This is a genomic window from uncultured Aquimarina sp. (assembly GCF_947492405.1).
GTDB lineage: Bacteria > Bacteroidota > Bacteroidia > Flavobacteriales > Flavobacteriaceae > Aquimarina.
The window spans coordinates 437,555-463,108 of the sequence record NZ_CANLMP010000001.1 but is presented as its reverse complement, the minus strand read 5'-3'; the positions used below and the strand labels follow the sequence as shown (position 1 = coordinate 463,108).

General features: G+C 32.4%; 27 protein-coding genes. 2 read left to right on the top strand and 25 right to left on the bottom strand.

Features of this window, described 5'->3' with window-relative positions; translation table 11 throughout:
• Positions 1-5: 5 nt before the first annotated feature.
• The 20 genes from pdxH to hisG form a co-directional block, all read right to left on the bottom strand.
• Positions 6-650: a pyridoxamine 5'-phosphate oxidase gene (pdxH, locus tag Q0829_RS02040; RefSeq protein ID WP_298539327.1), complete on the bottom strand. Its 645-nt coding sequence runs from the start codon at positions 648-650 to the stop codon at positions 6-8.
• A gap of 52 nt (positions 651-702) precedes the next feature.
• Positions 703-1,608, bottom strand: coding sequence for a ribonuclease Z (locus tag Q0829_RS02035; RefSeq protein WP_298539324.1), 906 nt, complete (start codon positions 1,606-1,608; stop codon positions 703-705).
• Positions 1,609-1,670: 62 nt separating this feature from the next.
• A complete protein-coding gene (locus tag Q0829_RS02030; protein ID WP_298539320.1) occupies positions 1,671-2,123 on the bottom strand; it encodes a thioredoxin family protein in 453 nt (150 codons plus the stop codon).
• A gap of 52 nt (positions 2,124-2,175) precedes the next feature.
• Positions 2,176-2,508: a ribonuclease Z gene (locus Q0829_RS02025; protein WP_298539318.1), complete on the bottom strand. Its 333-nt coding sequence runs from the start codon at positions 2,506-2,508 to the stop codon at positions 2,176-2,178.
• Between the two features lie 4 nt (positions 2,509-2,512).
• Complete coding sequence (locus tag Q0829_RS02020; protein WP_298539316.1) at positions 2,513-3,442, bottom strand: aspartate carbamoyltransferase catalytic subunit; 930 nt, start codon at positions 3,440-3,442, stop codon at positions 2,513-2,515.
• Positions 3,443-3,504: 62 nt separating this feature from the next.
• Complete coding sequence (gene pyrR / locus Q0829_RS02015; protein WP_298539314.1) at positions 3,505-4,044, bottom strand: bifunctional pyr operon transcriptional regulator/uracil phosphoribosyltransferase PyrR; 540 nt, start codon at positions 4,042-4,044, stop codon at positions 3,505-3,507.
• Between the two features lie 178 nt (positions 4,045-4,222).
• Positions 4,223-6,049 (bottom strand): 30S ribosomal protein S1, encoded by a 1,827-nt coding sequence (gene rpsA / locus Q0829_RS02010; protein WP_298539313.1) that lies wholly within the window; start codon positions 6,047-6,049, stop codon positions 4,223-4,225.
• A 159-nt stretch (positions 6,050-6,208) separates the two neighbouring features.
• Positions 6,209-6,805 carry a bifunctional phosphoribosyl-AMP cyclohydrolase/phosphoribosyl-ATP diphosphatase HisIE gene (gene hisIE / locus Q0829_RS02005; RefSeq protein ID WP_298539311.1) on the bottom strand — a complete coding sequence of 199 codons (597 nt, stop codon included), beginning with the start codon at positions 6,803-6,805 and terminating at the stop codon, positions 6,209-6,211.
• Positions 6,806-6,856: 51 nt separating this feature from the next.
• Entirely contained in the window at positions 6,857-7,612 is a 756-nt protein-coding gene (gene hisF / locus Q0829_RS02000) for an imidazole glycerol phosphate synthase subunit HisF (protein ID WP_298539309.1), read from the bottom strand.
• A gap of 59 nt (positions 7,613-7,671) precedes the next feature.
• Positions 7,672-8,181 (bottom strand): DinB family protein, encoded by a 510-nt coding sequence (locus Q0829_RS01995; protein WP_298539306.1) that lies wholly within the window; start codon positions 8,179-8,181, stop codon positions 7,672-7,674.
• A gap of 74 nt (positions 8,182-8,255) precedes the next feature.
• Complete coding sequence (gene hisA / locus Q0829_RS01990) at positions 8,256-8,987, bottom strand: 1-(5-phosphoribosyl)-5-[(5-phosphoribosylamino)methylideneamino]imidazole-4-carboxamide isomerase (RefSeq protein ID WP_298539303.1); 732 nt, start codon at positions 8,985-8,987, stop codon at positions 8,256-8,258.
• A 41-nt stretch (positions 8,988-9,028) separates the two neighbouring features.
• Positions 9,029-9,370 carry a four helix bundle protein gene (locus Q0829_RS01985; RefSeq protein WP_298539301.1) on the bottom strand — a complete coding sequence of 114 codons (342 nt, stop codon included), beginning with the start codon at positions 9,368-9,370 and terminating at the stop codon, positions 9,029-9,031.
• Between the two features lie 30 nt (positions 9,371-9,400).
• Positions 9,401-9,988: an imidazole glycerol phosphate synthase subunit HisH gene (gene hisH, locus Q0829_RS01980; RefSeq protein ID WP_298539299.1), complete on the bottom strand. Its 588-nt coding sequence runs from the start codon at positions 9,986-9,988 to the stop codon at positions 9,401-9,403.
• A 73-nt stretch (positions 9,989-10,061) separates the two neighbouring features.
• Positions 10,062-11,204 carry a bifunctional histidinol-phosphatase/imidazoleglycerol-phosphate dehydratase HisB gene (gene hisB / locus Q0829_RS01975; protein WP_298539297.1) on the bottom strand — a complete coding sequence of 381 codons (1,143 nt, stop codon included), beginning with the start codon at positions 11,202-11,204 and terminating at the stop codon, positions 10,062-10,064.
• 24 nt (positions 11,205-11,228) lie between these two features.
• Entirely contained in the window at positions 11,229-12,149 is a 921-nt protein-coding gene (locus Q0829_RS01970) for a DUF2167 domain-containing protein (RefSeq protein ID WP_298539295.1), read from the bottom strand.
• A gap of 21 nt (positions 12,150-12,170) precedes the next feature.
• Positions 12,171-13,229 (bottom strand): histidinol-phosphate transaminase, encoded by a 1,059-nt coding sequence (gene hisC / locus Q0829_RS01965; protein WP_298541202.1) that lies wholly within the window; start codon positions 13,227-13,229, stop codon positions 12,171-12,173.
• Between the two features lie 62 nt (positions 13,230-13,291).
• On the bottom strand, positions 13,292-14,149 hold the full coding sequence (locus tag Q0829_RS01960; RefSeq protein ID WP_298539293.1) for a DUF3667 domain-containing protein: 858 nt from the start codon (positions 14,147-14,149) through the stop codon (positions 13,292-13,294).
• 18 nt (positions 14,150-14,167) lie between these two features.
• Positions 14,168-15,460 (bottom strand): histidinol dehydrogenase, encoded by a 1,293-nt coding sequence (gene hisD, locus Q0829_RS01955; protein WP_298539290.1) that lies wholly within the window; start codon positions 15,458-15,460, stop codon positions 14,168-14,170.
• A complete protein-coding gene (locus Q0829_RS01950; protein WP_298539288.1) occupies positions 15,457-15,876 on the bottom strand; it encodes a GNAT family N-acetyltransferase in 420 nt (139 codons plus the stop codon). Before Q0829_RS01950 ends, hisD begins: the two co-directional genes overlap by 4 nt.
• A complete protein-coding gene (gene hisG, locus Q0829_RS01945; RefSeq protein ID WP_298539286.1) occupies positions 15,876-16,733 on the bottom strand; it encodes an ATP phosphoribosyltransferase in 858 nt (285 codons plus the stop codon). Before hisG ends, Q0829_RS01950 begins: the two co-directional genes overlap by 1 nt.
• A gap of 335 nt (positions 16,734-17,068) precedes the next feature.
• Between hisG and Q0829_RS01940 the strand changes: the two genes are divergently transcribed.
• Both Q0829_RS01940 and Q0829_RS01935 read left to right on the top strand, forming a co-directional pair.
• Positions 17,069-17,983, top strand: coding sequence for an OmpA family protein (locus tag Q0829_RS01940; RefSeq protein WP_298539283.1), 915 nt, complete (start codon positions 17,069-17,071; stop codon positions 17,981-17,983).
• A 12-nt stretch (positions 17,984-17,995) separates the two neighbouring features.
• Entirely contained in the window at positions 17,996-18,487 is a 492-nt protein-coding gene (locus tag Q0829_RS01935) for a hypothetical protein (protein ID WP_298539281.1), read from the top strand.
• A 51-nt stretch (positions 18,488-18,538) separates the two neighbouring features.
• Here the strand turns inward: Q0829_RS01935 and Q0829_RS01930 are convergent, their stop codons facing one another.
• The 5 genes from Q0829_RS01930 to Q0829_RS01910 form a co-directional block, all read right to left on the bottom strand.
• Positions 18,539-20,746 carry an ATP-binding protein gene (locus tag Q0829_RS01930; RefSeq protein WP_298539279.1) on the bottom strand — a complete coding sequence of 736 codons (2,208 nt, stop codon included), beginning with the start codon at positions 20,744-20,746 and terminating at the stop codon, positions 18,539-18,541.
• A 336-nt stretch (positions 20,747-21,082) separates the two neighbouring features.
• The gene (locus Q0829_RS01925) at positions 21,083-21,898 is read right to left on the bottom strand and encodes a prohibitin family protein (protein ID WP_298539277.1); all 816 of its coding nucleotides are present in this window, start codon (positions 21,896-21,898) and stop codon (positions 21,083-21,085) included.
• 23 nt (positions 21,899-21,921) lie between these two features.
• Entirely contained in the window at positions 21,922-23,952 is a 2,031-nt protein-coding gene (locus Q0829_RS01920; RefSeq protein ID WP_298539274.1) for a VWA domain-containing protein, read from the bottom strand.
• A gap of 163 nt (positions 23,953-24,115) precedes the next feature.
• Complete coding sequence (gene fabG, locus Q0829_RS01915; protein ID WP_298539272.1) at positions 24,116-24,862, bottom strand: 3-oxoacyl-[acyl-carrier-protein] reductase; 747 nt, start codon at positions 24,860-24,862, stop codon at positions 24,116-24,118.
• A gap of 300 nt (positions 24,863-25,162) precedes the next feature.
• Positions 25,163-25,495, bottom strand: coding sequence for a hypothetical protein (locus Q0829_RS01910; RefSeq protein WP_298539269.1), 333 nt, complete (start codon positions 25,493-25,495; stop codon positions 25,163-25,165).
• Positions 25,496-25,554: the final 59 nt, after the last annotated feature.

Below are 25,554 nucleotides of genomic sequence, written 5' to 3'. Positions count from 1 at the left end.
TTTATTTAAGGCGATAATCTTTCTATTTTCCAAGTATTTTTTTCAGCAATATATCTAATTCTATCGTGTAATCTATTAGGTCTGCCTTGCCAAAATTCAAATTCGATAGGTTTGATACAGAAACCTCCCCAGAAATCAGGTTTTGGTATTTCCTTATTTTGGTACTCCTTTTCCAATGATTTAAGTTTCGCTTCCAAAATTTCTCTTGAATCAACGATATTACTCTGATTAGATGCCCAAGCACCTAATTGACTTCCTCGCGGGCGAGATTGAAAATAGTCATTACTTCTTTCTTCAGATATCTTATCAACCTGCCCTTTAATTATAACTTGTCGTTCTAAATTAGGCCAGAAAAAAGAAATACAAACTTTATTATTATTAACAATAGCTTTTCCTTTTTCGGATTGATAATTGGTATAAAACACAAAACCATTATTATCGAAATGTTTTAATAAAACGATTCTTGCTTTAGGAAAACCATCTAAACCAAAGGTGGTTAGTGTCATTGCATTAGCTTCTTCTACTCCACCGGCTTCTTCAACCTCTTTAAACCAATTAGAAAACAATAGAAAAGGTGATTCTGGTAATTCACTTTCTTCCAATGCTTTTTTATCATAAGACTTTCTATAACTCGTAAGATCTCTATTCATGATTATCTAATTTGTTTTTATTTAGTTAGTCCAAAGTACAACGTTTCTTCTATCAGAATTCAAAAACTTTACCATCATCTCCGATTTCTACATGGTCAAAAACTGTTAATGCCTCATCTTTAAACTGTTCAATATTATCATATCTGGTAGAATAATGTCCTAAAATTAAGTTTTTTACATTTGCCTTCTTTGCAATAGTCGCAGCTTCTATAGCAGTACTATGCCCTGTTCTATAACATAAGTGTTTATGACTTTCTAAAAATGTAGATTCATGATACAAGGCTGTAACTTCTTTAATTAAAGAGACTTTATCCTCATCATATCTGGTATCACTGCAAAAAGCATAACTTTTTACAGGTGCGGGATCATCCGTCAATTCTGTATTAGATATCACGCTTCCATCGTTTAACACAGCATCCTTACCCTTTTTAATCGATCTGTAATAAGCCTTATCAATATCATAATTAAGTACTTTGCTCATTAGCAGTTTTCGATCTCCTGATTTCTCTTGAAATAAAAATCCATTACAATATATACGATGTTGAAGTGGAATTGTTCTTACAACTACTTTGTCATCCTCAAAAACTACCTCAGAATCAGGATTGGTGAGTTCGTGAAAGTGCAAAGGATAGTCCGTCCAAGAATTAGACAATTTTAATTGTAACGTGATCGCTTCCTTAACACCTTTTGGCCCATATATATGAAGTGGGTTTTCTCTATTTAGCATTCTAAATGTAGAAACTAAGCCTACCAAACCAAAAAAATGATCTCCATGAAGGTGAGAAATAAAAATATGATTGATCCTAGAGAACTTTACCTTATTCCTTCTAAGTTCTACCTGAGTACCTTCTCCGCAATCAATAAGAAAAATATGATTGTTTATTTCTAATACCTGAGAAGTTGGGTTTGTAAACGTTCTGGGAGTCGCTGAATAGCAGCCTAAAATTGTTACTTTCAATTGTCTTTACTTCTTAATTTAAAACAGCGTGAAGATACTCTAATCTTATATATTAATCAATTTCAGCTTCCAAAAGAATCAAAAGTAGTAAGTAATTCTATATAACGTTTTGCCGACATTTTTCTATATCCGGTTGCACCTAGAACTTTACCCTCTTTATCAATTACCAAAATAACGGGAAACACCATTTTTTTATTATATCGTTCCGCTAGTTCCATATTCTTCTGTTGCTGAATCTCTGGTAACTTATTCTTTTTACGCTTAGGAAAATCTGCTTTAACCCAAACGAAATTTTGATCCGCAAATTTATTGAATTCGGGATCAGAGAATATCTTCCTTTCTAATTTTATACAAGGAGGACACCAATCAGATCCTGTAAAAAGTAAAACAATATTTTGATCTTTTTCTTTTGCTAAAGTTTTTGCTTCATCAAAATCATATTTCCAATCTTGTGCATACGCAGTACTAGAAAACACAAACATAAACACAAGAATAAATGGGGCGTATTTATTCATAAGTATTAGGACGTAAAAAAAATTAAAAATTACAGAACAAAAGAAAAAAAAATTAAAAATCTAAATCTCTTTCTATTTCTTCCATTTCGATCAAGTCTAAAGCCTCTATCAAAGTTGGGACAATCGTTATCTCTTTAGGAGTTTCATCATATGACACCTTATCAGTCACAATAACAAAGGAGCGTTTATTAGTCTTATGTTTTTTAGAAACTCTCAGAAATTCATTAATATCGCTTACAGATAACTCTTTTAACGAAAAAAGATTAGCCACAATATTATCATTTTTAAGGGATTCATATTTATCCTCAATTCCTTTTACAAAATCTACTATGGTAGCTTTTTCTTGTGTAATTATAGTTGTTGCACCTTCTTTATTAAATATCATAAGTCTATTGTTTTATTTTTGAAGCTAAAAGATAAATAACTGCCATCCTCACTGCTACTCCGTTCTGCACCTGATCTAATATTATGGCTTGTTTAGAATCAGCAACATCACTCGTGATTTCTACGCCACGATTGATTGGTCCCGGATGCATTATTACAATTTCTTTATCAAGGCTATCTAATAACCTTTTATTTACTCCAAATTGCTGGGTATACTCTCGAGTAGATGGAAAATAACTTATTTCCATACGTTCATTTTGAACTCGTAACATATTAGCAACATCACACCATTGTATAGCTTTCGTAAGATTGGTTTCTACAGTAACACCTAGTTTTTCTATATACTTTGGTATTAAGGTTTTCGGACCACATACTTTTACCTCTGCTCCTTGCAATTTAAGTGCGAAAATATTTGATAATGCCACTCTAGAGTGTAAAATATCTCCAACAATAACTACTTTTTTTCCCTGTACTTCGCCTAATTTTTCTCTTATAGAGTACGAGTCTAACAAAGCTTGAGTCGGATGCTCGTGAGCTCCATCACCTGCGTTTACAATACTCGCATTTACGTGCTTAGAAAGAAAAACACCTGCTCCAGGATTTGGATGCCTCATTACCACCATATCCACTTTCATAGAAAGGATATTATTAACCGTATCAATGAGGGTTTCTCCTTTTTTAACTGAAGACGACGCCGCAGAAAAATTAATAACATCAGCTGATAATCTTTTTTCAGCAAGTTCAAATGACAATCGCGTTCTTGTACTATTTTCAAAAAACAGATTAGCAATCGTTATATCTCTAAGCGAAGGAACTTTTTTTATTGGTCTATTGATCACTTCCTTAAAATGATCAGCAGTTTCAAAAATGAGATTTATATCTTCTTTTTTAAGATATTTAATTCCTAGTAAGTGATTTACACTTAATTCGCTCATTCGTTTATATTCTTATTATACTCCCAAAATGTTTTTGATAGCATTTCAGAAATTATTCAACTTTAATTACTTATTAAATATACAGCGTCTTCTCCGCTATTTTCTAACCAATGGACTTTTACCTTTTCCTGATTAATTGCATCCACTTGTCTTCCGCGATAATTAGGTTGTATTGGCAAATGTCTGCTAAAACGTCTATCAATTAACGTAAGTAACTCTATTTCTGTGGGTCTTCCAAAAGATTGTATTGCTGTCAATGCAGACCGAATACTTCTTCCGGTATACAAAACATCATCAATAAAAACTACACGTTTATCTTCTACAGTAAAATCGATATGCGTTTTGTTAGCTTCCAAAGGCTTTTCTCCTCTTCTAAAATCATCTCGATAAAATGTGATATCAAGATACCCCATTTTAACATCAGAAAGATTATAATCCTTTACTAAAATATTTTTTATTCTATCTGCTAAGAAAATACCTCTAGGTTGTACACCTATAAGAACTGTATTCTCAAAATGAGTATGGTTCTCTATTAATTGACAAGCCAAACGGTGCAGAATGATATCTATTTCTTTTGCACTAAGTAGTAATTTTTGACTCATAATCTCCAAATGGATATTTGGTATACAAAAGTAATAAAATTTAGAGTTATTACATCAGTGGATCTCCATAAGTTTTAACAATTCTACTTTTCATTATATCGAATATTATGAGAAATATATAAACAAAAAAAGACCGTCCTTTCGAACGGTCTTTCATTATATATTGAAATTAAGAGATTTAGTTACCTCCTTTTTCCATTTTAGCTTTAAGATCTGCTAATGCATCGATATCACCAAGAGTTGTTTTCTCCGAGTTACTTGCAGCAGCTTTCTTAGCCGCTTGCTTAACGATCTTAGCTTCTTCTTCTTTGAATAAAGCAGTATGAGAAGCTACAACTCTTTTGAATTCTTTATTGAACTCAATGATTTGGAATTCTGCTTCATCACCTTTAGTAAGCTTCTTACCATCTTCTTTTTCTAGATGACGAGACGGTACGAAAGCAACGATATCTTCATTAAAATCGATAGTAGCACCTTTGTCTACAATCTCAGTAATGGTGTTCGTGTGCTTAGTTCCAACAGCAAACTCTTTTTCATACTTATCCCAAGGGTTATCCTCAGTTTGTTTGTGTCCAAGACTTAATTTACGTCCTTCTACATCTAATTCAAGAACTACAACATCAAGTTTATCACCAACATTAGTAAAGTCTGATGGGTGCTTGATTTTCTTAGTCCAAGAAAGATCAGAGATATAAATTAATCCGTCGATACCTTCTTCTAACTCTACAAATACTCCAAAGTTAGTGAAGTTACGAACGATACCTGTGTGTTTAGAACCTACAGGATATTTAGTTGTAATATCAGTCCAAGGGTCTGGAGTTAATTGCTTAACACCAAGAGACATTTTACGCTCTTCTCTATCTAAAGTAAGAATAACAGCCTCTACTTCATCTCCAACTTTAACGAAATCTTGTGCAGAACGTAAATGTGTTGACCAAGACATTTCTGAAACGTGGATCAATCCTTCTACTCCTTCTTCAACTTCGATAAATGCACCGTAATCAGCAATAACGACTACTTTACCTTTTACTTTGTCTCCAACTTTAAGTTCATTGTTAAGAGCTTCCCACGGATGTGGTTTTAACTGCTTAAGACCTAATTGGATACGAGTCTTAGCCTCATCAAAGTCTAAGATTACTACGTTTAATTTCTGATCAAGCTCAACGATCTCATTTGGATGGTTGATTCTGGACCAAGAAAGGTCTGTAATGTGAATAAGTCCATCAACTCCTCCAAGATCAACGAATACACCGTAAGAAGTAACATTCTTAACAGTACCTTCTAATACTTGACCTTTTTCTAATTGACCGATAATCTCTTTCTTCTGCTCTTCGATATCAGCTTCGATAAGTGCTTTATGAGATACTACAACGTTTTTGAATTCATGATTAATCTTAACCACTTTAAATTCCATTGTTTTACCAACATAAGCATCATAATCACGAATAGGCTTCACATCGATCTGAGAACCTGGTAAGAACGCTTCGATACCGAAAACGTCTACAATCATACCACCTTTAGTTCTACACTTAACAAAACCGTTTACGATTTCGCCAGTATCGTGAGCATTATTTACTCTATCCCAAGCCTTGATTACACGTGCTTTACGGTGAGATAAAATTAATTGACCTGTAGCGTCTTCACGTACATCAATTAATACCTCAACCTTATCACCTACTTTAAGGTCTGGGTTGTAACGAAATTCATTTAATGAAATAACACCTTCACTCTTAGCATTAATGTCAATAATAGCATCACGATCAGTAATATTGATTACTGTTCCATCAACTACTTCATCATTTAAGGTGTCAACAAAATTTTCTGCAACTAGCTTTTCAAACTCTTCAAGTTTTGAATCTTCGATTGGGTCAATACCTTCCTCGTAGTTGTGCCAGTTAAAATCTTTTAAAAATTGTTCAGGGTTTTCTTGTTGAGGAGATACAGCTGGAGCTGCTTTTGGAGCCTCTACTTCCTGAACGTCTGTGTTTTTTGTTTCTTCAGACATTGAAGATAAAATTTGTATTCTGTACTTGTTTGAGAATCAATACGAAAACGTGCACAGAAGCGTTAAATTAAACTATTTTAATCCTTTTTATATTCTCTTACTCGCTAAAAAGGGGTGCAAAAATACAATTTAATTTATTAGAAAGCAAAGTATTGTATATTAATGTCTATTTTTTAAAACCTTTACAATATCATCTAGCTTATACCCTTTAGCTTGTAATAAAATTAGATAATGAAAGAGTAAATCTGCACTTTCATCTAAGAATAGTTTTTCGTTATCATCTTTTGCTTCTATCACAACCTCTACAGCTTCTTCTCCTACTTTTTGTGCAACTTTGTTAATCCCTTTTCTAAATAGAGATGCTACATAAGACTTTTCATTGTCTTGATTTTCCTTTCTATCCTGTATCGTGTTTTCTAAATCCGTCAAAAAACCAAAAGACTGCTCGTTGGTTTCATTCCAACAAGTATCCGATCCTTTATGACAGGTTGGTCCAACGGGATTTACAGTAATTAGTAAGGTATCCTTATCACAGTCATTTTTTAAATCTACTAAATTTAGAAAATTTCCACTTTCCTCCCCCTTAGTCCAAAGTCGGTTTTTGGTTCTACTATAAAAGGTTACTTTCTTAGATTCCAGAGTTTTTTGATATGCTTCCTCATTCATATACCCAAGCATTAATACATTTTTAGTAATTGCATCTTGGATTATTGCAGGAACCAATCCGTCATTATTTTTATTGAAGTTTATTTCCATTATTTCATCACTATATTATAGATTCCAGATCAAGTCCGGAATGACATTTAATTATAATCTTACTGGAATTTCGTTTACTCTCAATTCCTCTTTTAAATCTTTAATTTCTATTTCTTTAAAGTGAAAAACACTAGCTGCCAAGGCTGCATCGGCTTTTCCTTCTTTAAAAGTGTCTACAAAATGTTGCATATTCCCTGCTCCACCAGAAGCTATAATTGGAATATTCAATTCCTCTGACAATCTGGCTAAGGCTTTATTTGCGAAACCATCTTTGGTACCATCATTATCCATCGAGGTAAATAAAATTTCTCCTGCACCTCTTTCTTCTACTTCTTTTGCCCAATCGAATAAATCAAGCTCTGTCGGCACCTTTCCTCCTACCAAATGCACTTTCCATGTTCCTTCAATTTGCTTAGCGTCTATAGCTACAGTGATACATTGACTACCAAACTTACCTGCTAAATCATTGATAAGTTGTGGGTTCTTTACAGCGGATGAATTCACCGAAACCTTGTCTGCTCCATTCTGAAGCAAAATATCTACATCTTCTATTGATGATATCCCACCACCTACGGTAAAGGGGATATTTACTTTTTCAGCTACTCGAAGGACCAAATCTGCCAATGTTTTTCGTCTTTCTTCTGTAGCAGAAATATCCAAGAAAACCAACTCATCAGCTCCTGCCTTGGAATAAGCATCAGCTAACTCTACAGGATCTCCAGCATCCCTTAAATCAACAAAATTAACTCCTTTTACAGTTCGTCCATTCTTAATATCCAAACATGGTACAATTCTTTTTGTAAGCATTTTTTTTGTTAATAGTTTATAGTTATTAGTTGATAGTATGTATACTTTGTACTAATAACTTATTCATTTTTAATATTTAAATCTATTCCATTATAGAACCCTAAATCTTTATTCTTTAATTGTTTTGTCCAAAATGCAATCTGTCCCGTATGATAGGATAAATGTTCTGTAACATGAATTGCAATACCAATTCCAGAAAACGTAAATCCCTGCACTTCTCGTTTTCTCATTAATTCTGAAATAGCACAATTTAATATGGTTGTTTTCGCTTCGTTAACTGCAGTATTGAGCCGTTCTAATAACTGTTTTTTAGAAAAACCTTCTTTAGCTTCGAACTCTGCATCTCGATCACGTTTATCTTCTTGATTACCTAAAGAAGCAATAGCGTACTGAGTAATGTTTCCACAAAGATGCAATATCAAATTTCCAATACTGTTGGAAGATTCGTTAAATCGTTTCCAGATATCATCCTCAGCAAGTTGCTCAAAGCTGATAGCAATCATTCTAATGCTTTCATCTAACCTGTAGACGATCTGTTCTTTAAACTCTTGAGCTATTTCCTGGTTCATCATTTTGAGGTATTAGATCCCGCTATCCATCGGGATTAATTCAACTTACAATTTTAAGTTCGTTTTTAAACTGCTTAAAATTGAGTTTCACTAATATAATTTTCTAGTTGTTTTAAACTAATTCGGTTTTCATAAATTGCTTTTCCAATAATCGTTCCTTCACAACCAATCTCAGCTAGTTTTGGCAGTTCATCAAAAGTTGAAATACCTCCAGATGCAATTAGTTTTATACTTTCTATTTCTGTCAACATCTTTTTATACAACTCAAAAGAAGGTCCTTCTAACATTCCATCTTTACTTATATCAGTACAGATAACATACGAAACTCCTTCTTTCTGGTATTCTTTTACAAAAGGAATCAACTCTTTATCACTTTCTTCTAACCAACCGCTAACTGCAATCTTTTCATGCTGTGCATCTGCTCCTAAAATGATTTTATCATTACCAAACTTAGATAACCAGAATTTAAAAGTTTCTGGATCTTTTACTGCAATGCTTCCTCCTGTTATTTGGTGGGCACCACTATCGAAAGCTATTTTTAGATCTTCATCTGTTTTTAAACCTCCCCCAAAATCAATTTTTAAATTTGTCTTAGATGCCATTTGTTCTAATATCTTATGATTTACAATATGCTTAGACTTAGCTCCATCTAAATCTACCAAATGTAAATATTGAATTCCGTGGTCTTCAAATTCTTTGGCAACCTCTAATGGGTTTTCGTTATATATTTTCTTGGTATCATAATCTCCTTTAGAGAGTCTAACGCATTTTCCGTCTATGATATCTATTGCTGGTATTATTCTCATGTATTAAATATGAAATTTAGAAAGTTGAAATACGAAATACTTTAACTCTGTTTATTTTTTGCTGTTTTGATTGATGCAACTATAATTCTTAACAATTCATCACATTCTTTCCAAAGGCGATTTGCTTCACTAGTATCTTCATTTATAATTTCAATTAAAATTTCTAACCAAAAACAGGATTCATCGGCTTCTTCCTCTACAATCTTTAGCTTATTTATAAAATCAGCAGTTGATTTTGGTCTTTGTGACGCTCTCCAATTCGCTCCTACAGAACTTGAACTTTTTAGTAACTGATATACTAAATTATTATACTCTCTAGTTTTTGGTAGTCCAGAACATAATTTCCAACAATCAATTGTAAATTGTTTAGTTCTTAGCTTCATATCTTTCATAATTTTCTAAATTTCGTTTTTCTAATTTCCGATTTCTAAAAAATTTTCTAAAATTTTCTCTCCTACTATACTACTTTTTTCTGGGTGGAACTGGGTTCCATAGAAATTATCTTTCTGTAATGCCGTACTATAAGTAATTCCATAAGTTGATTGCGCAATAGTTTCTTCTGTAACAGGTGCATAGTAACTATGAACTAAATAGATATACTCTTTCTCATCTACTCCTAGAAATAAATCTGAGCTTAATGATTCTATTTGATTCCATCCTATTTGTGGAACTTTTACACCGTGATTGAATCTTACTACATCGGTATGAAAAATCCCTAACCCCTTAGTATCTCCTTCTTCTGTGTAATTACACATCAATTGCATCCCTAAACAAATCCCTAAAACAGGTTGCTTTAATTGTGGAACCAACGTATCTAAACCAGAATCTTTTAATTTACGCATCGCACTACTTGCTTCTCCTACTCCAGGAAAAATAACTTTATCAGCCGCTTTAATCTCTTCAGGATCATCGCTTAAAACTGCTTCATATCCTAATCGTTGAATTGCGAATTTAATAGACTGAATATTTCCTGCTCCGTAATTTATGATTACTATTTTCAATTTGATTTTAGATTTGCGATTTCAGATTTACGAGATCTTAATTCGTAATTCGTCTATCTTAATTCGTAATTAATTAAAGTATTCCTTTGGTACTTGGTAAAAACATTTTGTTTGCATCTCTTTTTACTGCCATTTTCATCGCTTTAGCAAAGGCTTTAAATATTCCTTCTATCTTATGGTGTTCATTATCTCCTTCTGCTTTAATATTTAGATTACATTTAGCTCCATCCGTAAATGATTTAAAAAGATGAAAAAACATTTCTGTCGGCATATCACCTATTTTCTCTCTCCTAAAATCAGCATCCCAAACTAACCAAGGGCGACCTCCAAAATCAACTGCTGCTTGCGCTAAACAGTCATCCATAGGCAAACAAAACCCATAACGTTCGATTCCTAATTTATTACCCAGTGTTTTAGAAAACAGTTCCCCTAAAGCAATCATTGTATCTTCTATAGTATGGTGTTCGTCTACATGTAGATCACCATCTACTTTAACCGTTAAATCCATTGCTCCATGACGCCCAATCTGATCTAGCATGTGATCAAAGAAATGTAAACCAGTTGATATGTCATTTTTACCAGAGCCATCTAAATTTAACTTGATATAAATTTTAGTTTCGTTCGTATCTCTAGTAATATCTGCTACTCGATCTTCTAACTTTAAAAACTCATAAATTTCCTTCCAATCTGTTGATGTCAATGCAATACTTTCTGAGATTGCTTTTGTGTCAGTTTCTATTTCATCTGCTCCAAGTTCTGGATCTTCTGATAGAAAAATTCCTTTAGCTCCCAGGTTTTTTGCCAATTCCATATCTGTAATTCGATCTCCTAAAACAAATGAATTTTCAAGATCATACTTTTCCTTATCAAAATATTTCGTTAATAAACCTGTTCTTGGCTTACGAGTATCTGCATTTTCATGTGGAAATGTTTTATCAATATGAACAGCATTAAACACAACTCCTTCTTTTTTGAATGCAGTCATTACTTTATTATGAGCTGGCCAAAAAGTATCTTCTGGAAAAGAATCTGTTCCTAATCCATCTTGATTAGTTACCATCACTAATTCATAATCCAATTCATTAGCAATTTTAGCCATATACTGAAAAACCTTCGGATAGAACTCCAACTTTTCTAAACTATCTAATTGATAATCCACAGGGGGCTCTAAAACCAAGGTTCCATCACGATCTATAAATAATACTTTCTTTTTCATAAACATATACATTCTAGAGACCGTTTAAGCCTCTTTTTTACCAAACAATCTATTTTTAAAAGCCATAAAAACTCCTCCTATTCCTAAAGCTATAAACTTCCAAAATTTTAAAACCAGCGCAAAAAACCCTGCTTTTGCTAATACTTTTCCTGCAATAAGTCCACCGATACCATACGCTGCAACTTCATCTAAATCAGGATTAAAATCCGCATATCTATTCCCTTCTTTAAACTCTACACTTGCTAATATTGGGTCTAAATTATTCTTTACATCATCAAGAACTTGCATATCTCCTATTACGTTTAAGTTGATATATCCTTTACGACCGAGAACTCTTATATTATAGTTTAATGTATTTTCTTCGTCTTCTCCAAATTTATATTCTTGCGCCCAGTGTAATTTTTTGTTTTGCTGATCATAAAAAGGTGCTGAAGCCCATCCAACTAAATTAATTGTTGGATATCCTTGTTTTACTCTTTCTGGGTTTGAATTTTTAGCATCATCCTGCATACCTGTTAATAATTCGTCATAATCAATATCCTCTGCATCATCATCTTCTATGTATCCTTCTTCTGAGTATGAAACTTCTACGGCATAGGATACATCTACAGGAGATTCATCTTCTTTTACGAGCATTCCTAATAATCCATAATCTCCGTTTGATGGATTTCCCCATAGACCTGTCAAAACATAATTTGCTTGTTCTTTATCCAAAAATCTATACCCATTGGGAACATTGAGAAGTGCTAAGCCATCTCCCAACATCACATTTCCTGTTTGGTATTTAAAGGTCTTATCAATACTATCTTTATATTTTTGAAACTGTAGCAACAGTTCTTCCATATTTACAGTCTCTTCATTTGCCGTCTCTTCCTGCGACCATAGACTTAGATTAGATATAACTAACAAATTTAATATCAGTGTTTTTAATGTAGTTTTATTCATTGTTAAATTCTTTAAATAGATCTAATTTTTATCTAATGTCATCATTTTAGTTAATAAAGCCTTATTCTCTTCAGAAGTTCCAACTGTTAATCGTAAGGTATTTTCGCAAAGAGGTTGGGTTGTCCTATTACGAATTACAACGCCTTCTTTAAGCAATTGATCATATCTCTTAGTAGCATCATCTACCTTTATTAAAATAAAATTAGCATCTGTTTTGTATACTTCTTTTACAAAAGAAACATCTTTTAAAGAAATAATCATCTTCTCTCTTTCTTCTAAAATACGAGCGACTTCTCCTTTTACTATTGCTACGTCCATTACTCGCTCTAATGCTCTTTTCTGCGTAAGCTCATTTACATTGTACGGCGGTTTTATTTTATTCAACACATTGATAATCTCTTTTGAGGCGTAACATAACCCTAATCTAATTCCCGCCATACCATAGGCTTTAGACAATGTTTGCGTGATAATAAGATTAGGGTAGATATCTATTTTATTTATCCAACTTTCTTTGGACGAAAAATCGATATATGCTTCATCAATAACCACTAAGCCTTCAAAACTTTCTAAAATTTTAATGATACTTTCTTCTGAAAAAGAATTACCAGTTGGGTTATTTGGAGAACATAAAAAAATAATTTTTGTTGCGTCGTCAATCGCCTCTAGAATTTCAGAGACATTTGGTTCAAAACTATTCGTTAATAAAACTTCCCGTTCACTTATATCATTGATATTTGCCAAAACTTTATACATTCCATATGTTGGAGGTAATGTTATAATGTTATCTATTTTAGGTTCGCAAAACGCTCTAAACAAAAGATCTAATACCTCATCACTTCCGTTTCCTAATAATATATTTTGAGAAGAAACTCCTTTTTGATCTGCCAATACAGTCTTTAAACTACGTTGTTGTGGATCCGGATATCGATTTACACCATTCTCATAAGGGTTTTCATTAGCATCTAGAAAGATCATCTTAGAGCCATCAGAAACATATTCATCTCTAGCTGAGGAATATGGTTTTAATCCTTTTACGTTTTCGCGAGTTATTTTATCTATGTTGAATTGTGCTTTATTCATTTCTATTACCATCCTGAATTTCTTTCAGGATCTCGTGATTTAATTATTTTAATTTTCTAACATTAACCAAAAAAATTTAGTCCAAAAATTTTGGTTAATAAAATCGCTACAATCCCTATTAACAGAGTTATTGTTATAAATGCAGTTACTAAGATTAATAGGAATTTTACAAATTTCCATAAGGTCTTGCCTAAAGTAAGACCACATAATCTTTTGTAAGTAAATGAATAATAAAAAATTGCAATTAAAACACCTGAAGAAAATATGTAAGGATGGATTACTAATGCAGCTATAAACAAAAGAGTGGTTGCAATCATTGAGAACCCCTGTATATAACAATTAATAACTAAATGCTCTGCATAATTGTACTTCTTTCTTCCAAAAACCAAGTATGAAATAAAAGTATACATCGGAATTAATAGAAAAGCGAAAAGGTTAAAATACTTCAATATCTTACCTTGCGTCTTTTTTTGTTTCTCTATTTCCTTAATCTTAAAATCTTCGAATGTTTCCTGCTCATTTTCCTTTTCTATTTTTTTAAGAGAATTATCTTTCTCTTTAGCGGTCTCATATTGTATTCGATAAAAACCTTCACCAAACATATCAGTAGAAAACTCGGTATACTTATCCGAAAAAGCATTAAAAACAAGCGTTGCGGCAGTAAGACCGATTAAAAGAAATGTAAACGGCGGCATAAATTTCTTCCGAATTCCATCAATATAATCCTTAACAACTACATATGGCGCTACTGTCATTGTTCTAAGAGTTCTTAAATATGTATTATCCCATCCAAAAACCTTATTAAGGAATTCTAAAAATATCTTCTTTACAGTAAGTCTTTCTGTAACAACTTTTGCCCCACAGCTTTGACAAAACCGTGCCGTTTCGGTGATATTATATTCACAATTTCTACAAGTCATTTTTCACTTTCAATTAATCTAAACGTTTTTTTTTAAGCTATCTAACCTCAATGTCACAGCATTTTTATGGGCTTGTAACCCTTCTGCTTCTGCCATAACCTCTATAGCATTTCCTATATTTTTAATTCCTTCTTCCGATATTTTCTGAAATGTCATAGATTTCATAAAACTATCCAGATTTACACCACTATATTGTTTGGCATATCCATTGGTTGGCAAGGTATGATTCGTACCAGAAGCATAGTCTCCTGCACTTTCTGGCGTATAGTTGCCAATAAATACAGAACCTGCGTTGACAATATTATCCACATAAAAATCCTGATCCGCTGTGCATATTATAAAATGTTCAGGACCGTATTCGTTGATTAACTCTAATGCTTCTTTATCATTTTCGACATAAATCAGTTTAGAATTAGAGATAGCTACTTCTGCAATTTCCTTTCTTGGTAATACATCGCATTGGCTAATTACTTCTTTTTCTACTTCTACCATAAGTTTTTCTGAAGTAGATACTAAAATCACCTGACTATCTTTACCATGTTCTGCCTGACTTAGCAAATCTGAAGCTACAAAAGATGCATTAGCAGTATCATCCGCTACCACCAATAATTCACTTGGGCCTGCAGGCATATCAATTGCTACACCGAATTTTGTTGCTAATTGTTTAGCCACGGTAACAAATTGATTTCCAGGACCAAAAATTTTATATACTTGCGGAATCGATTGTGTTCCAAACGTCATTCCGGCAATCGCCTGAATACCACCTACTTTAAAAATTTTAGTTACACCACAAAGATTCGCCGTATATAAAATAGCTGGGTTAATTTTTCCGTCTATATCAGGAGGTGAACACAGTACTATTTCTTTACAACCAGCAATATTTGCAGGAACTGCTAGCATCAAAATTGTAGAAAACAAAGGTGCAGTACCTCCAGGAATATACAGTCCTACCTTCTGTATCGGTCTTTTCTCCTGCCAGCAACTAACTCCATCCTTAGTTTCCACAGATATCTTTTCAGTCTTCTGAGCAGTATGAAAAACCTCGATATTTGATTTGGCTAATACAATAGCTTCTTTGAGCTCTTGACTAACCAATTGTTTTGCTTTTTCTATTTCTTCTTCAGAAACCAATATTGCATCTAAAGATACTTTATCAAATTTCTCAGTATATCTATCGATAGCGATATCTCCTTCAGCTTTAACTTCACTAAAAACATTTAAGACGATACTTTCAATATCTGCTACGGTTTGGGTTGGTCTTCTTAGAATTTCCGGCCAGGTATTTCTTTCTGGATTATATATCTTCTTCATAATTTCTTTTGATAGTGATATGCAATTAAATCATAACCTTGTTTTTCCCAAAACTTCTGACCTTCTTCATTTCCGGTATAACAATTTAACTCAGAAGCAATACAATTTTTAGATTTTGCATATTCAAAAATCCAATTCATTAATAAATTTCCTATTCCTTTTCCTTGATATTCTGGAAGAATGTACACATTGTCAGGTTCTATATGCTTACCTACATATAACTTAGTCAAAAACCAAATTCCAGAAATACCTATAAGCTCACTGTTCTTATAAACTCCAATACACTCATAACCAGAAAAAACCATTTCTGCAAGACGTTTTTTCAGTGTAATACGTGTAATTTTTGGGTAAAGCTCTTTTAGTAGAGGTAAAACGACTTCTATATCCTGTTTTGGAATGAGTTTTATACTATACATTATAATACCATTTTCTCAATTGGACATACCAAAATACCTTCAGCTCCTTCTGCTTTTAACTCATCCAAAATATCCCAGAATTTGTTTTTTTCTACAACTGTATGAATTGAACTCCATCCTTTTTCTGCAAGCGGTAAAACCGTTGGGCTACGCATTCCTGGTAAGATATCTACAATACGATCAATTTTATCATTGGGTGCATTAAGTAATACATATTTAGAAGCTCTTGCTTTGAGTACCGCCTGTATTCTAAATTGTAGTTTTTTAAGAATTTCTTTATTCTCATTACTAATACCCGGAGAAACTGCTAACACGGCTTCGGAAGTAAGCATAACCTCTACTTCTTTGAGATTATTTTTAAATAATGTGCTTCCACTAGATACGATATCACAAATCGCATCGGCTAGACCAATGTTTGGTGCTATTTCTACAGATCCAGAAATCTGGTGTAAGTCAGCAGAGATTCCTTTTTCCTTCAGATATTCATTTACTGTGTTTGGATATGAAGTAGCTATTCTTTTTCCATCAAGATCTTTGATGGAATTATATGCTACATCTTTAGGAACTGCCAAAGAAACTTTGCATTTAGAAAAATTAAGTCTTTCGGCTATAGCAATATCTTTACCTTTTTCTACCAAAACGTTTTCTCCGATAATAGCAATATCTACCACACCATCTCTTAGATACTGAGGAATATCACCGTTACGAAGGAACATCACTTCCATTGGGAAATTTCTGGTAGCCGCTTTTAGCTGGTCTTTTCCGTTATCAATAGAAATTCCACAATCTTTTAAAATCTGAACAGAGTCCTGGTTGAGTCTACCGCTCTTTTGAATAGCAATTTTAATTTTTGACATTGTCTTTTTTGTTGTTGTGTTTGATCAGTTCAAAACAAGCTTTAAAATAAAAAAACCCGTTTGAAAATGCTCAAACGGGTTATTATATATGATTTACTTATACACATATCAACTTACCACGCCTGGGCGAAGATGTAAGAATGATGATGATGTACAAGAATATTTCTCATGTTTTTTGTAATACTTTGCGAATGTATAAAAAATATTTTTTTCTGAAATGCATTTCAGCTTAAATTTTTGCTATTCATCTTTTTTCAGGTTATAAATCACTCAATCATAATAAATTAATTAAAACATTTTTATAACTTTAAAAGACTAACACTAATCATCAACATATGAAAAATTTAATTTCGTTTCTTATTTTTATCTTATTCGCCTTACTGGGAATGTGGTGGTACTACTCCTGTAATTGGTGTCTTGGGGATAAAAATAGGGGATCTTCTATTGTAGAAGAAAAAATTGATCCTGAAGCCGAAGCAAAAGCAAAAAAGGCTTATGAAGATAGTTTAGCACTAGCTCACGGCTTTTATGCCAAGGACAACCAAAACACTGATATTTTTAGATATCCTGAAAATCTTCAAATTAATAACGCCAACTTCACGGTAAACATCCCGGATGGTATTCAGGGTTTTGAAGCTAAGATAGCTGATTATCTCGGGCAAAATCAAGATCAAGAGTTAATCGTTTATGGTTACGAAACTTCTGAAGAACAAAAGAAAGATACATTAGCTGGAGTGTCTAGAGCAAATTTCATGAAAGATATTTTGGTTAACGCCGGTATAAACGGAGATCGTATTCTTACTAAAGCGAAATTATACACTTATAATTATGACACCAACGGATATTACAACGGTGGTATTCTTCTAAATTTTAACAAAATAGATGAATCCAGATTAAAGGAAGTTGAAAAAGGCATCGCAAATAAGGTGCTATATTCTGATTTTGGATCTAAAGATTTTAAACCTGATGCTACATTATCAAACTATGCATTAGAACTTAAAACTTATTTAAACAAGTATCCAAACAAGAACGTACTACTTGTGGGGCATACCGATAATGTTGGTGATGAGAAAGCGAATCAATATTTTGGTTTAGAAAGAGCGAACAATGTTAAAAATTACCTTGCTTCTCAAGGCATTCCTATAGAGAAACTTACAACAGAATCTAAAGGAGAGTCAAATCCTATTGCTCCAAATGATACAGAAGAAAACAGAGCAAAAAACAGAAGAATAGAAATAACTGTAAACTAAATAACTAAAAATATGTTAGATTTTTTAAACGAAGCAAACTGGTGGTGTCTACTACTATTATTATTAATTGCATTCTTATTAGGATGGTTTTTATCGAAATGGGCGCTCAAAAATAAATATCAAGAAAAACTGAACCAATGCCTTAGAGAAAAAGAAAAACTAAGAAATGGAAATTTCAAAAAGGCTAATACTACATTTTCAAAGCCTATTACAGTAGAAACTAATGATACTGCTAAAGCAATTAGCTCTGGAGAAAAACCCACATTAAATTTTGATAGTTTCGGAAAAGCGGATGAATCAGAAAAAGATGATCTAAAGCTAATTAGTGGAGTTGGTCCTTTTATAGAAAAGAAGTTAAACAGTATAGGAATATATACTTTTGACCAAATAAGTAAGTTTACAAAAGAAGATATAGATACGGTAACAGATTTAATACAGTTCTTTCCTGGTCGTATTGAACGAGACAATTGGTCCGCTCAAGCTGAAAAATTAAAAAATAAATAACTGCAATGCAATAGCAACTTTTAACTTAGTAATAGCCTTTATGATTACAATTCATAAAGGCTTTTTTGAGTTTACCAATGTATCAAAGAGTCTATCTATTTGTAATGGTTTCCATAAAAAACCATCAAAATAAGTTAAATAGTCCTCATTATTAACAGCTGTTACATCTGCAGTAAGAGCGTAAATGGGTGTATGTTGATTTTCGTTTGCAGAGGCTCTTATAGATTTAGCCGCATCAAAACCATTCATTTCAGGCATGTGAATATCCATAAGGATAAAATCAACTTTTTTCTTTTTTGCAATTGCTACAGCATCATATCCATTTTTTACTCGTTCTATTTTCACACCCCATTTTTTAAGTAGCTGCCCCATTACTAAAGCATTAACTTCATTGTCTTCAGCAAGAATTGCTGTTTTATTTTTTAATTGATTTGTGCGTTTTTGATCAATCTTTACAGTTGCTTTCGCTCGTTGTAGTATTAGTTCGAATTGAAAAGCCGAACCTTTACCCTTTTCACTAGTTAACACAACATTACTACCATATAACTCAACTATCTTCTTAACAATTGCTAAGCCTAATCCAGTACCCCCATTATTTCTTGTAGTAATTGTAGTAGGGATATAAAAGCTTTCAAACAGCCTCGCTTGTTCCTTTTTAGCTATTCCGACACCAGTATCTTCAACACTAAAAGAAATTGTATCATTACTACCTTTTACAGATACTAACTCAATATTTATATTGACCGACCCTTTATTGGTATATTTTATAGCATTACTTACAAGATTTCCCAGAATTTGAAACAATTTAGTTTCATCAAGCATATAGAATTTACTTAGAGCTACATCAATTTGAACTTTCAATTCAATCCCTTTCTCAAGAGCCATTCCTAAATAGGTATCTTTAATATTGTTAATGAGCTCTTCGAAATTAACCGTATGCATTTCTAATTCCATCTTATCAGAATCCAATTTAGAAAAATCCAAAATGTCATTAATAATTCGCATTAAGTTTTTTGATGAGAATTGTAGGGATGTAAGTAGTTTTTGATCATCCGCATCTGCTCTTTCCTTAAGCATAGAGATAATACTTGTAACAGCGTTGAGAGGTGTTCTTATCTCATGACTCATAGCGGATAAAAATGCTTGTCGCATTTTTGCAGTTTCCTCTGCTTGTTTTTTCTTTAATATGATGGCTTCTTTTTCTCTTTTTAGGTTTTCCTCTTGTTGTTCATATTTCATATTTGAAATAAGCTCGTAATTTTCGATCACCTTTACCGTCTGGGAATTAACAGAAGCGTCTTTTTCTATTAAATAGCTTTCCAAGTATTTTAAAGCTTCTTTGTGATTATTTTCACTTCTATATGTTTCGTATAGAAGATGACTGGCTTTATACTTAGTTCTAGAGAGGTTATACTTTGTACTATGAGCAATGACTTCTTTTAGTAAGGTTTTTGCTCGTTCATTATCCCCTGTTTCAAGATATAGCTGCGCCAGTTTATGTTTAGCCATTCCAATACCATAAACCTCATCATATTTTTGATGTATACTTAATGCTTTTATAAAATCAGTCTTAGCTTTTTCATATTTTTTATTGTAATTATACACTTTACCGCGACCATAAATAGCAAAAGCGAGACCTCTATCATCCCCTGTTTCCAACTTTAGTTCTATTGATTTATTTATCATCTCAAGAGCTTCTTTAGGTCTACCTTTTTTAAGAAGTATTCCTGACATAGGGTTGTATACATTAGACTCAAGATTTTTATTTTCACATTTCTTTGCGGTTTCAATTGCTATTTCATAAGCTTCAGAGGCATTATTTTCATCTCCTAAAATTTCATAAATAGAACCTAGTGATTTTTGAGTTCTGGATTGATTATGCCAATCATCATATTTTTGATAAATCACTAACGCATCAATAAGATATATCATCCCTAGATGATAATTATTTGTTTTATAATGTATTCCCGCAATACTATATTTAGCGTCTGCTACTCCTCTATCATCTTCTAAAGACTCAAAACATTTAATCGCTTTTTCTGCAAAGGACAATGCATCACTACCTTTTCCACAAATCATATTATATAGTGAAAGCATATTTAAGCTTTTTCCTATATATACTTTATTATTTATTTTTTCACTCAGCAGTAATGCTTCATTAGCCAGTCTTACGCTTTCTTGTAAATTATTGACCCTAAGTTTATAGGATTCATCAAGTAGGTGAATGATTCTAGATAATGTAGTATCCTTTTCGTTCATAAACGATAAATTCGTAATAAAATTCTTGTTAAAACTACTTTAAAAAAAAGACCAAATGATTACTAATAAAGATAAAAATACATTTTTTTTAAAATTAAGAACGATAAACCCTATCTTTTTTGATCCATAATCAAAACACAACAAGGTAGTTAGGTAATATTTATACGATAATACTCTTAATTTAATATATGCAGTTTCTAAAACTATTTATAATTTAAACACACTGGGTTACAGTAGATAGTTAAGGTTTATAAAATTAGTTATCAGGCATAAAAAAACCATCATGCAATGTTGCATGATGGTTTACTAAAAAAGTGTTGTTTATTATATTACTTTCTATTGATTTCCAAGAATCAATGGCATTCCATCTTTTCCAGAACCTACTATCACTACTTTAGAATTAGATGATTTTGCTAACTCCAAAGTTGCTTGAATTCCTTTTTCCTTAAGAATCTTATCTGTTAAAGAAGCACTAAGGATTTGATTGGCAACCGCCTTACCTTCTGCATCAATCTTTTGTCTCTCTGCCTCTTTTTGAGCCTTTGTTAACTTAAACTCATATTCTAATGATTCCTGTTCTTGTTTTAGTTTACGCTCAATTGCTTCTTTTATAGTTGGTGGCAATGTAACATCGCGCACTAATACTTCATTTAGCTGAACATACTGATTCCCAACAATTTTTTTAGTTTCTTCATAAATCTCTTTCTGAATTACATCTCTTTTACTAGAGTACAACTGCTCTGGTGTATATCTACCTACTACACTACGTGCTGCAGAACGTATGGTAGGTAATAATATTCTTTGTACGTAATTTTCACCTTTTTCCTGATGTAACAATCCTAATTTTTCATACTGTGGTTGAAACCAAGCAGATGCATCTAATTTTATCTCAAGACCGTTAGAAGAAAGTACTTGCATTTTCTCAAAAACCTCTTGTTGTCTTACTTCATATACAATTACCTTATCCCAAGGTAACACCAAGTGAAATCCTTCTCCTAGTGGTGGTTCATCAGTTACAACTCCACCTCCAAATGTTTTATAAAGAACTCCAGCTTCTCCTGAGCCAATAGTGACCGTGGATTTTGAAATAAAGACAATTGTTAACACAATAAGTATAAGAATAGGTAACCCTATTTTAGGTAATTTTTCCATGATAAATGTTTAGTTTTAAATTTTTAAATAAGCCCATTATATTTTCGCATAAACCACTCTATAGCGAGTAATAATATGATAATTGCTAAAAGATATTTCCAATCTATTAAAGATACGATATTTTCTTTGCTCTTTTGGATTGCCTGATACCGCTGATCCTCAATTAGATCACGAATAAAAATATCATTTTCATTCATAAAATAAGCCTTTCCATCAGTATTAGTCGCTACTTGTCTTAACTTTGTTACATCGGCATTCAATAATTGTTGCTCTACATCATAATCTAAAATGCTAAAACTTCCGGAACGTGATATATTTTCACCAGTAACCATCACGGTATAATCATAATTACCAGATGACAGATTACTAAGGTCAGCTTCGTAAGAATTATTTTTTAATAACATCGGAATAGTCTGAGACGTTTTTTTATCTTTATTTTTAACGACTATATTCAGGCTTCCTCTGCTATCAAATTCGTAGTTTTTTGTAAAGTATTCTGCGTTAATCTTGATACTGGCATTACCATAATAAAAAGATTCTGAAATAGTATTTAATCTACTTTTTCGTTTATTAGAAGCTAGATACTGTAGTATCTTTCCTAAAAAATTATCGAAACTTTCAAAATTCTTAGTATCCAGGTAATTCTGAGCTCTCCATCTCCATATGCCTTCACCCAATAATACTGCTTCTCTTATTCCATTATCTTCTAAAGTGACCAACATAGGCTCATCGGTGGTAATATTACCTACATTTCTCTGTAACAATACATCGTGAGAAAAATTAATCTTTATTTCACCAAAAGTTCCAATCAATGGTGGATATCCGTCAAAACCTATATCTTCTGCTAGAAATGTTCCGTAGTTAGTATTAAATCTAGGTAGGTAATACTCCGTTTGTCTTGTAATTTCTTGTCTATATTTATTCTGAATCTTATTAAGAAAGATCCAGTCAGTTTTAGAACCTGTAATCGTAAAATGATTTTTTTTAACATTTTCTATTTTCTCATATACACTTCTAAATCTGGCATTGGGTTGATATAAAATGATCAATTGATACTCATCAACATCTTTTACCTCAGACGGTTTAATAATTGTGAGACTTCTACGCTCATTACTTTCGACACTTTTCTTGATGGCGCCCACATCAGGATGAGTGATATCACTTACCAACAATATATTTGTTTTCTGATCAATAACTTCTACTGCAAAGTCTTTACTATTATTAACTTTATTCTTTTCATTATCAACAGGAATGAGCGTAGCATTATATTGTAACACCCCAGCATTGCTTGCTGCTAATGTAAAATTAATTACTTTAGAGTTATTCTCTTTAGAAAAAGAAACGGGTTGTGAGTATATCAGATTCTTACCGGATTTCACTTCAAATCTGGTATTTATATTTTCATTTCCAGAATATGTAAGAATTACTTCTACCGGAAACTTGTTCTTAAGATATGCATACCGATTTACATTAAGCTGCTGAATTTTGGTATCGGTCACCTTTATAGTATCTCCAGCAATTATTGGGTATATCTGCTGTTTATACGCATTACTTCTAAACTGATAATCCCGACCATATGTTTGATTACCATCAGTAACCAATATTGTTGGTGCATTAGAGTTTTTGTAAATCTGATCTAGATTGTCTAGTGCTTTCGAAATATTCGTTTGTTTCTGATTAAAACCAAAACTTAAGGTATCCTTTAAATCATTAGAAAACGAATAGTACTTTACATCAAATCGTTTTTTAAGCTCCTCATTCGTCTGGATCTGATTTACAAACTGTAATACTTGCTGATCTTGATTAAGATGTTTTATTGAAGAAGAATTATCAACCGCAACTACTAATGTTGGCTTTTCTGTGTAATACGTATTTTTTCGAAATGTCGGATTAATTAATAAGATTAATAACGAAAATATGCTTAGAAAACGTAAAAAAGCAAAGAATAAGTTCCTTTTGGTTTTATTCTTTGCTTTATATATATATTGGAATAGCGCTATAATTAATGCAATTATCCCTGCCGCTATGATCAATCCTATATTTTGTATTTGCATTCTTATTAATTACGATGTAAATGTTCGGATTTACAATTTTTTACTTTCCACATTTTTTAAGATAGTCAATTACAAACCTGAAAATAATAACATTTAATTAAAAAGGTCTTAAACTTATTAAAAAACTATTCGAAAATTATTAATCGCAATTCTAAATTATTATTTAAGTAAGCATTCCACCATCTACATTAAGGACCTGTCCAGTAACATATCCACTTAGATCACTAGCCAAAAACAGACAAGCATTAGCTATATCTTCTGGCGCTCCTCCTCGCTTCAATGGTATTGCTTTTCTCCATTCATCAACAACTTTTTCATCCAGCTTACCTGTCATTTCTGTCTCGATAAAACCAGGTGCAATTACATTACTACGTATATTTCTGGAACCCAATTCTAAAGCTACTGATTTAGAGAAACCAATAATGCCTGCTTTTGAAGCGGCATAATTAGCTTGACCAGCATTTCCTTTTACCCCGACTACAGAACTCATGTTAATGATACTTCCACTGCGTTGTTTAAGCATTGTTCGTTGTACAGCTTTAGTCATATTAAATACACTTTTAAGATTAACTTCGATAACCTTATCAAAATCTTCTTCACTCATTCTCATAAGTAAATTATCTTTAGTGATACCCGCATTATTGATTAATACATCTATACTTCCGAAAGTTTCCAAAACATCCTTTACCAAACTTTCAGACTCTATAAAACTGGCAGCATTACTCTGATATGCTTTGGCTTTAACACCTAAATCGTTTAATTCTTTTTCTAAATCTTTTGCAGCATCTACTGAAGAACTATATGTAAATGCAACATTTGCACCCTGCTTCGCAAAAACTTGTGCTATTCCTTTTCCGATACCACGAGTAGCCCCCGTAATAATGGCGGTTTTACCTTGTAAGAGATTCATTCGCTCTGTAATATTTTTTTGGTTACATATCATTTATATATGATATGTATGATTTTGTGTCCTCAAATATAAGAATTACTAAGAGGTCACCAACAATAAACTCTTTGATTTATATTAGGTTTTATGTACGAGAACCTAATTAAAACACTTGCATTAAATTTTTATTTCATTAGAGAGCTGAATATACGGTAGTTATTACAATTGAAATCTTGCAAAAATGCTGAATTACTAAAACAACTATATTAAAAAAACCTCGATTAGGTATATCGAGGTTTTAGTATACTATTTAAGTCTTCAGTATTAATGATGCACAACAGCCTCAGATCTGTATGTATACATGTTTTTTTGAAAACTATGGTACTTTTTCATAGCCGAGAAAACTTCATCTCCTATTTCTTTTGAAACCTTAACAGAATCTTTTAACAAATCTGCTGTTTTACTTATAGTTTGCTTTAATCTACGCCCACTGTCATCCAACTCTAAAAATTGCTTATGCATATCCGGAGTGCACGGTTCACAGCGATAAGAATGTAACTCCGTAAGCATTCCTGAAAGCTCTTCTTTCATTCGACTTAACCTAAGTGTATGTGTCTGACGAGTTGGGGATTCTTTTGGGGTAGTTTGATTTTTCATAATGGTTTGGTTTTAAAGGTGAGTGTTTTAAATTTACCAAGAATTAATAAGACCTCAAA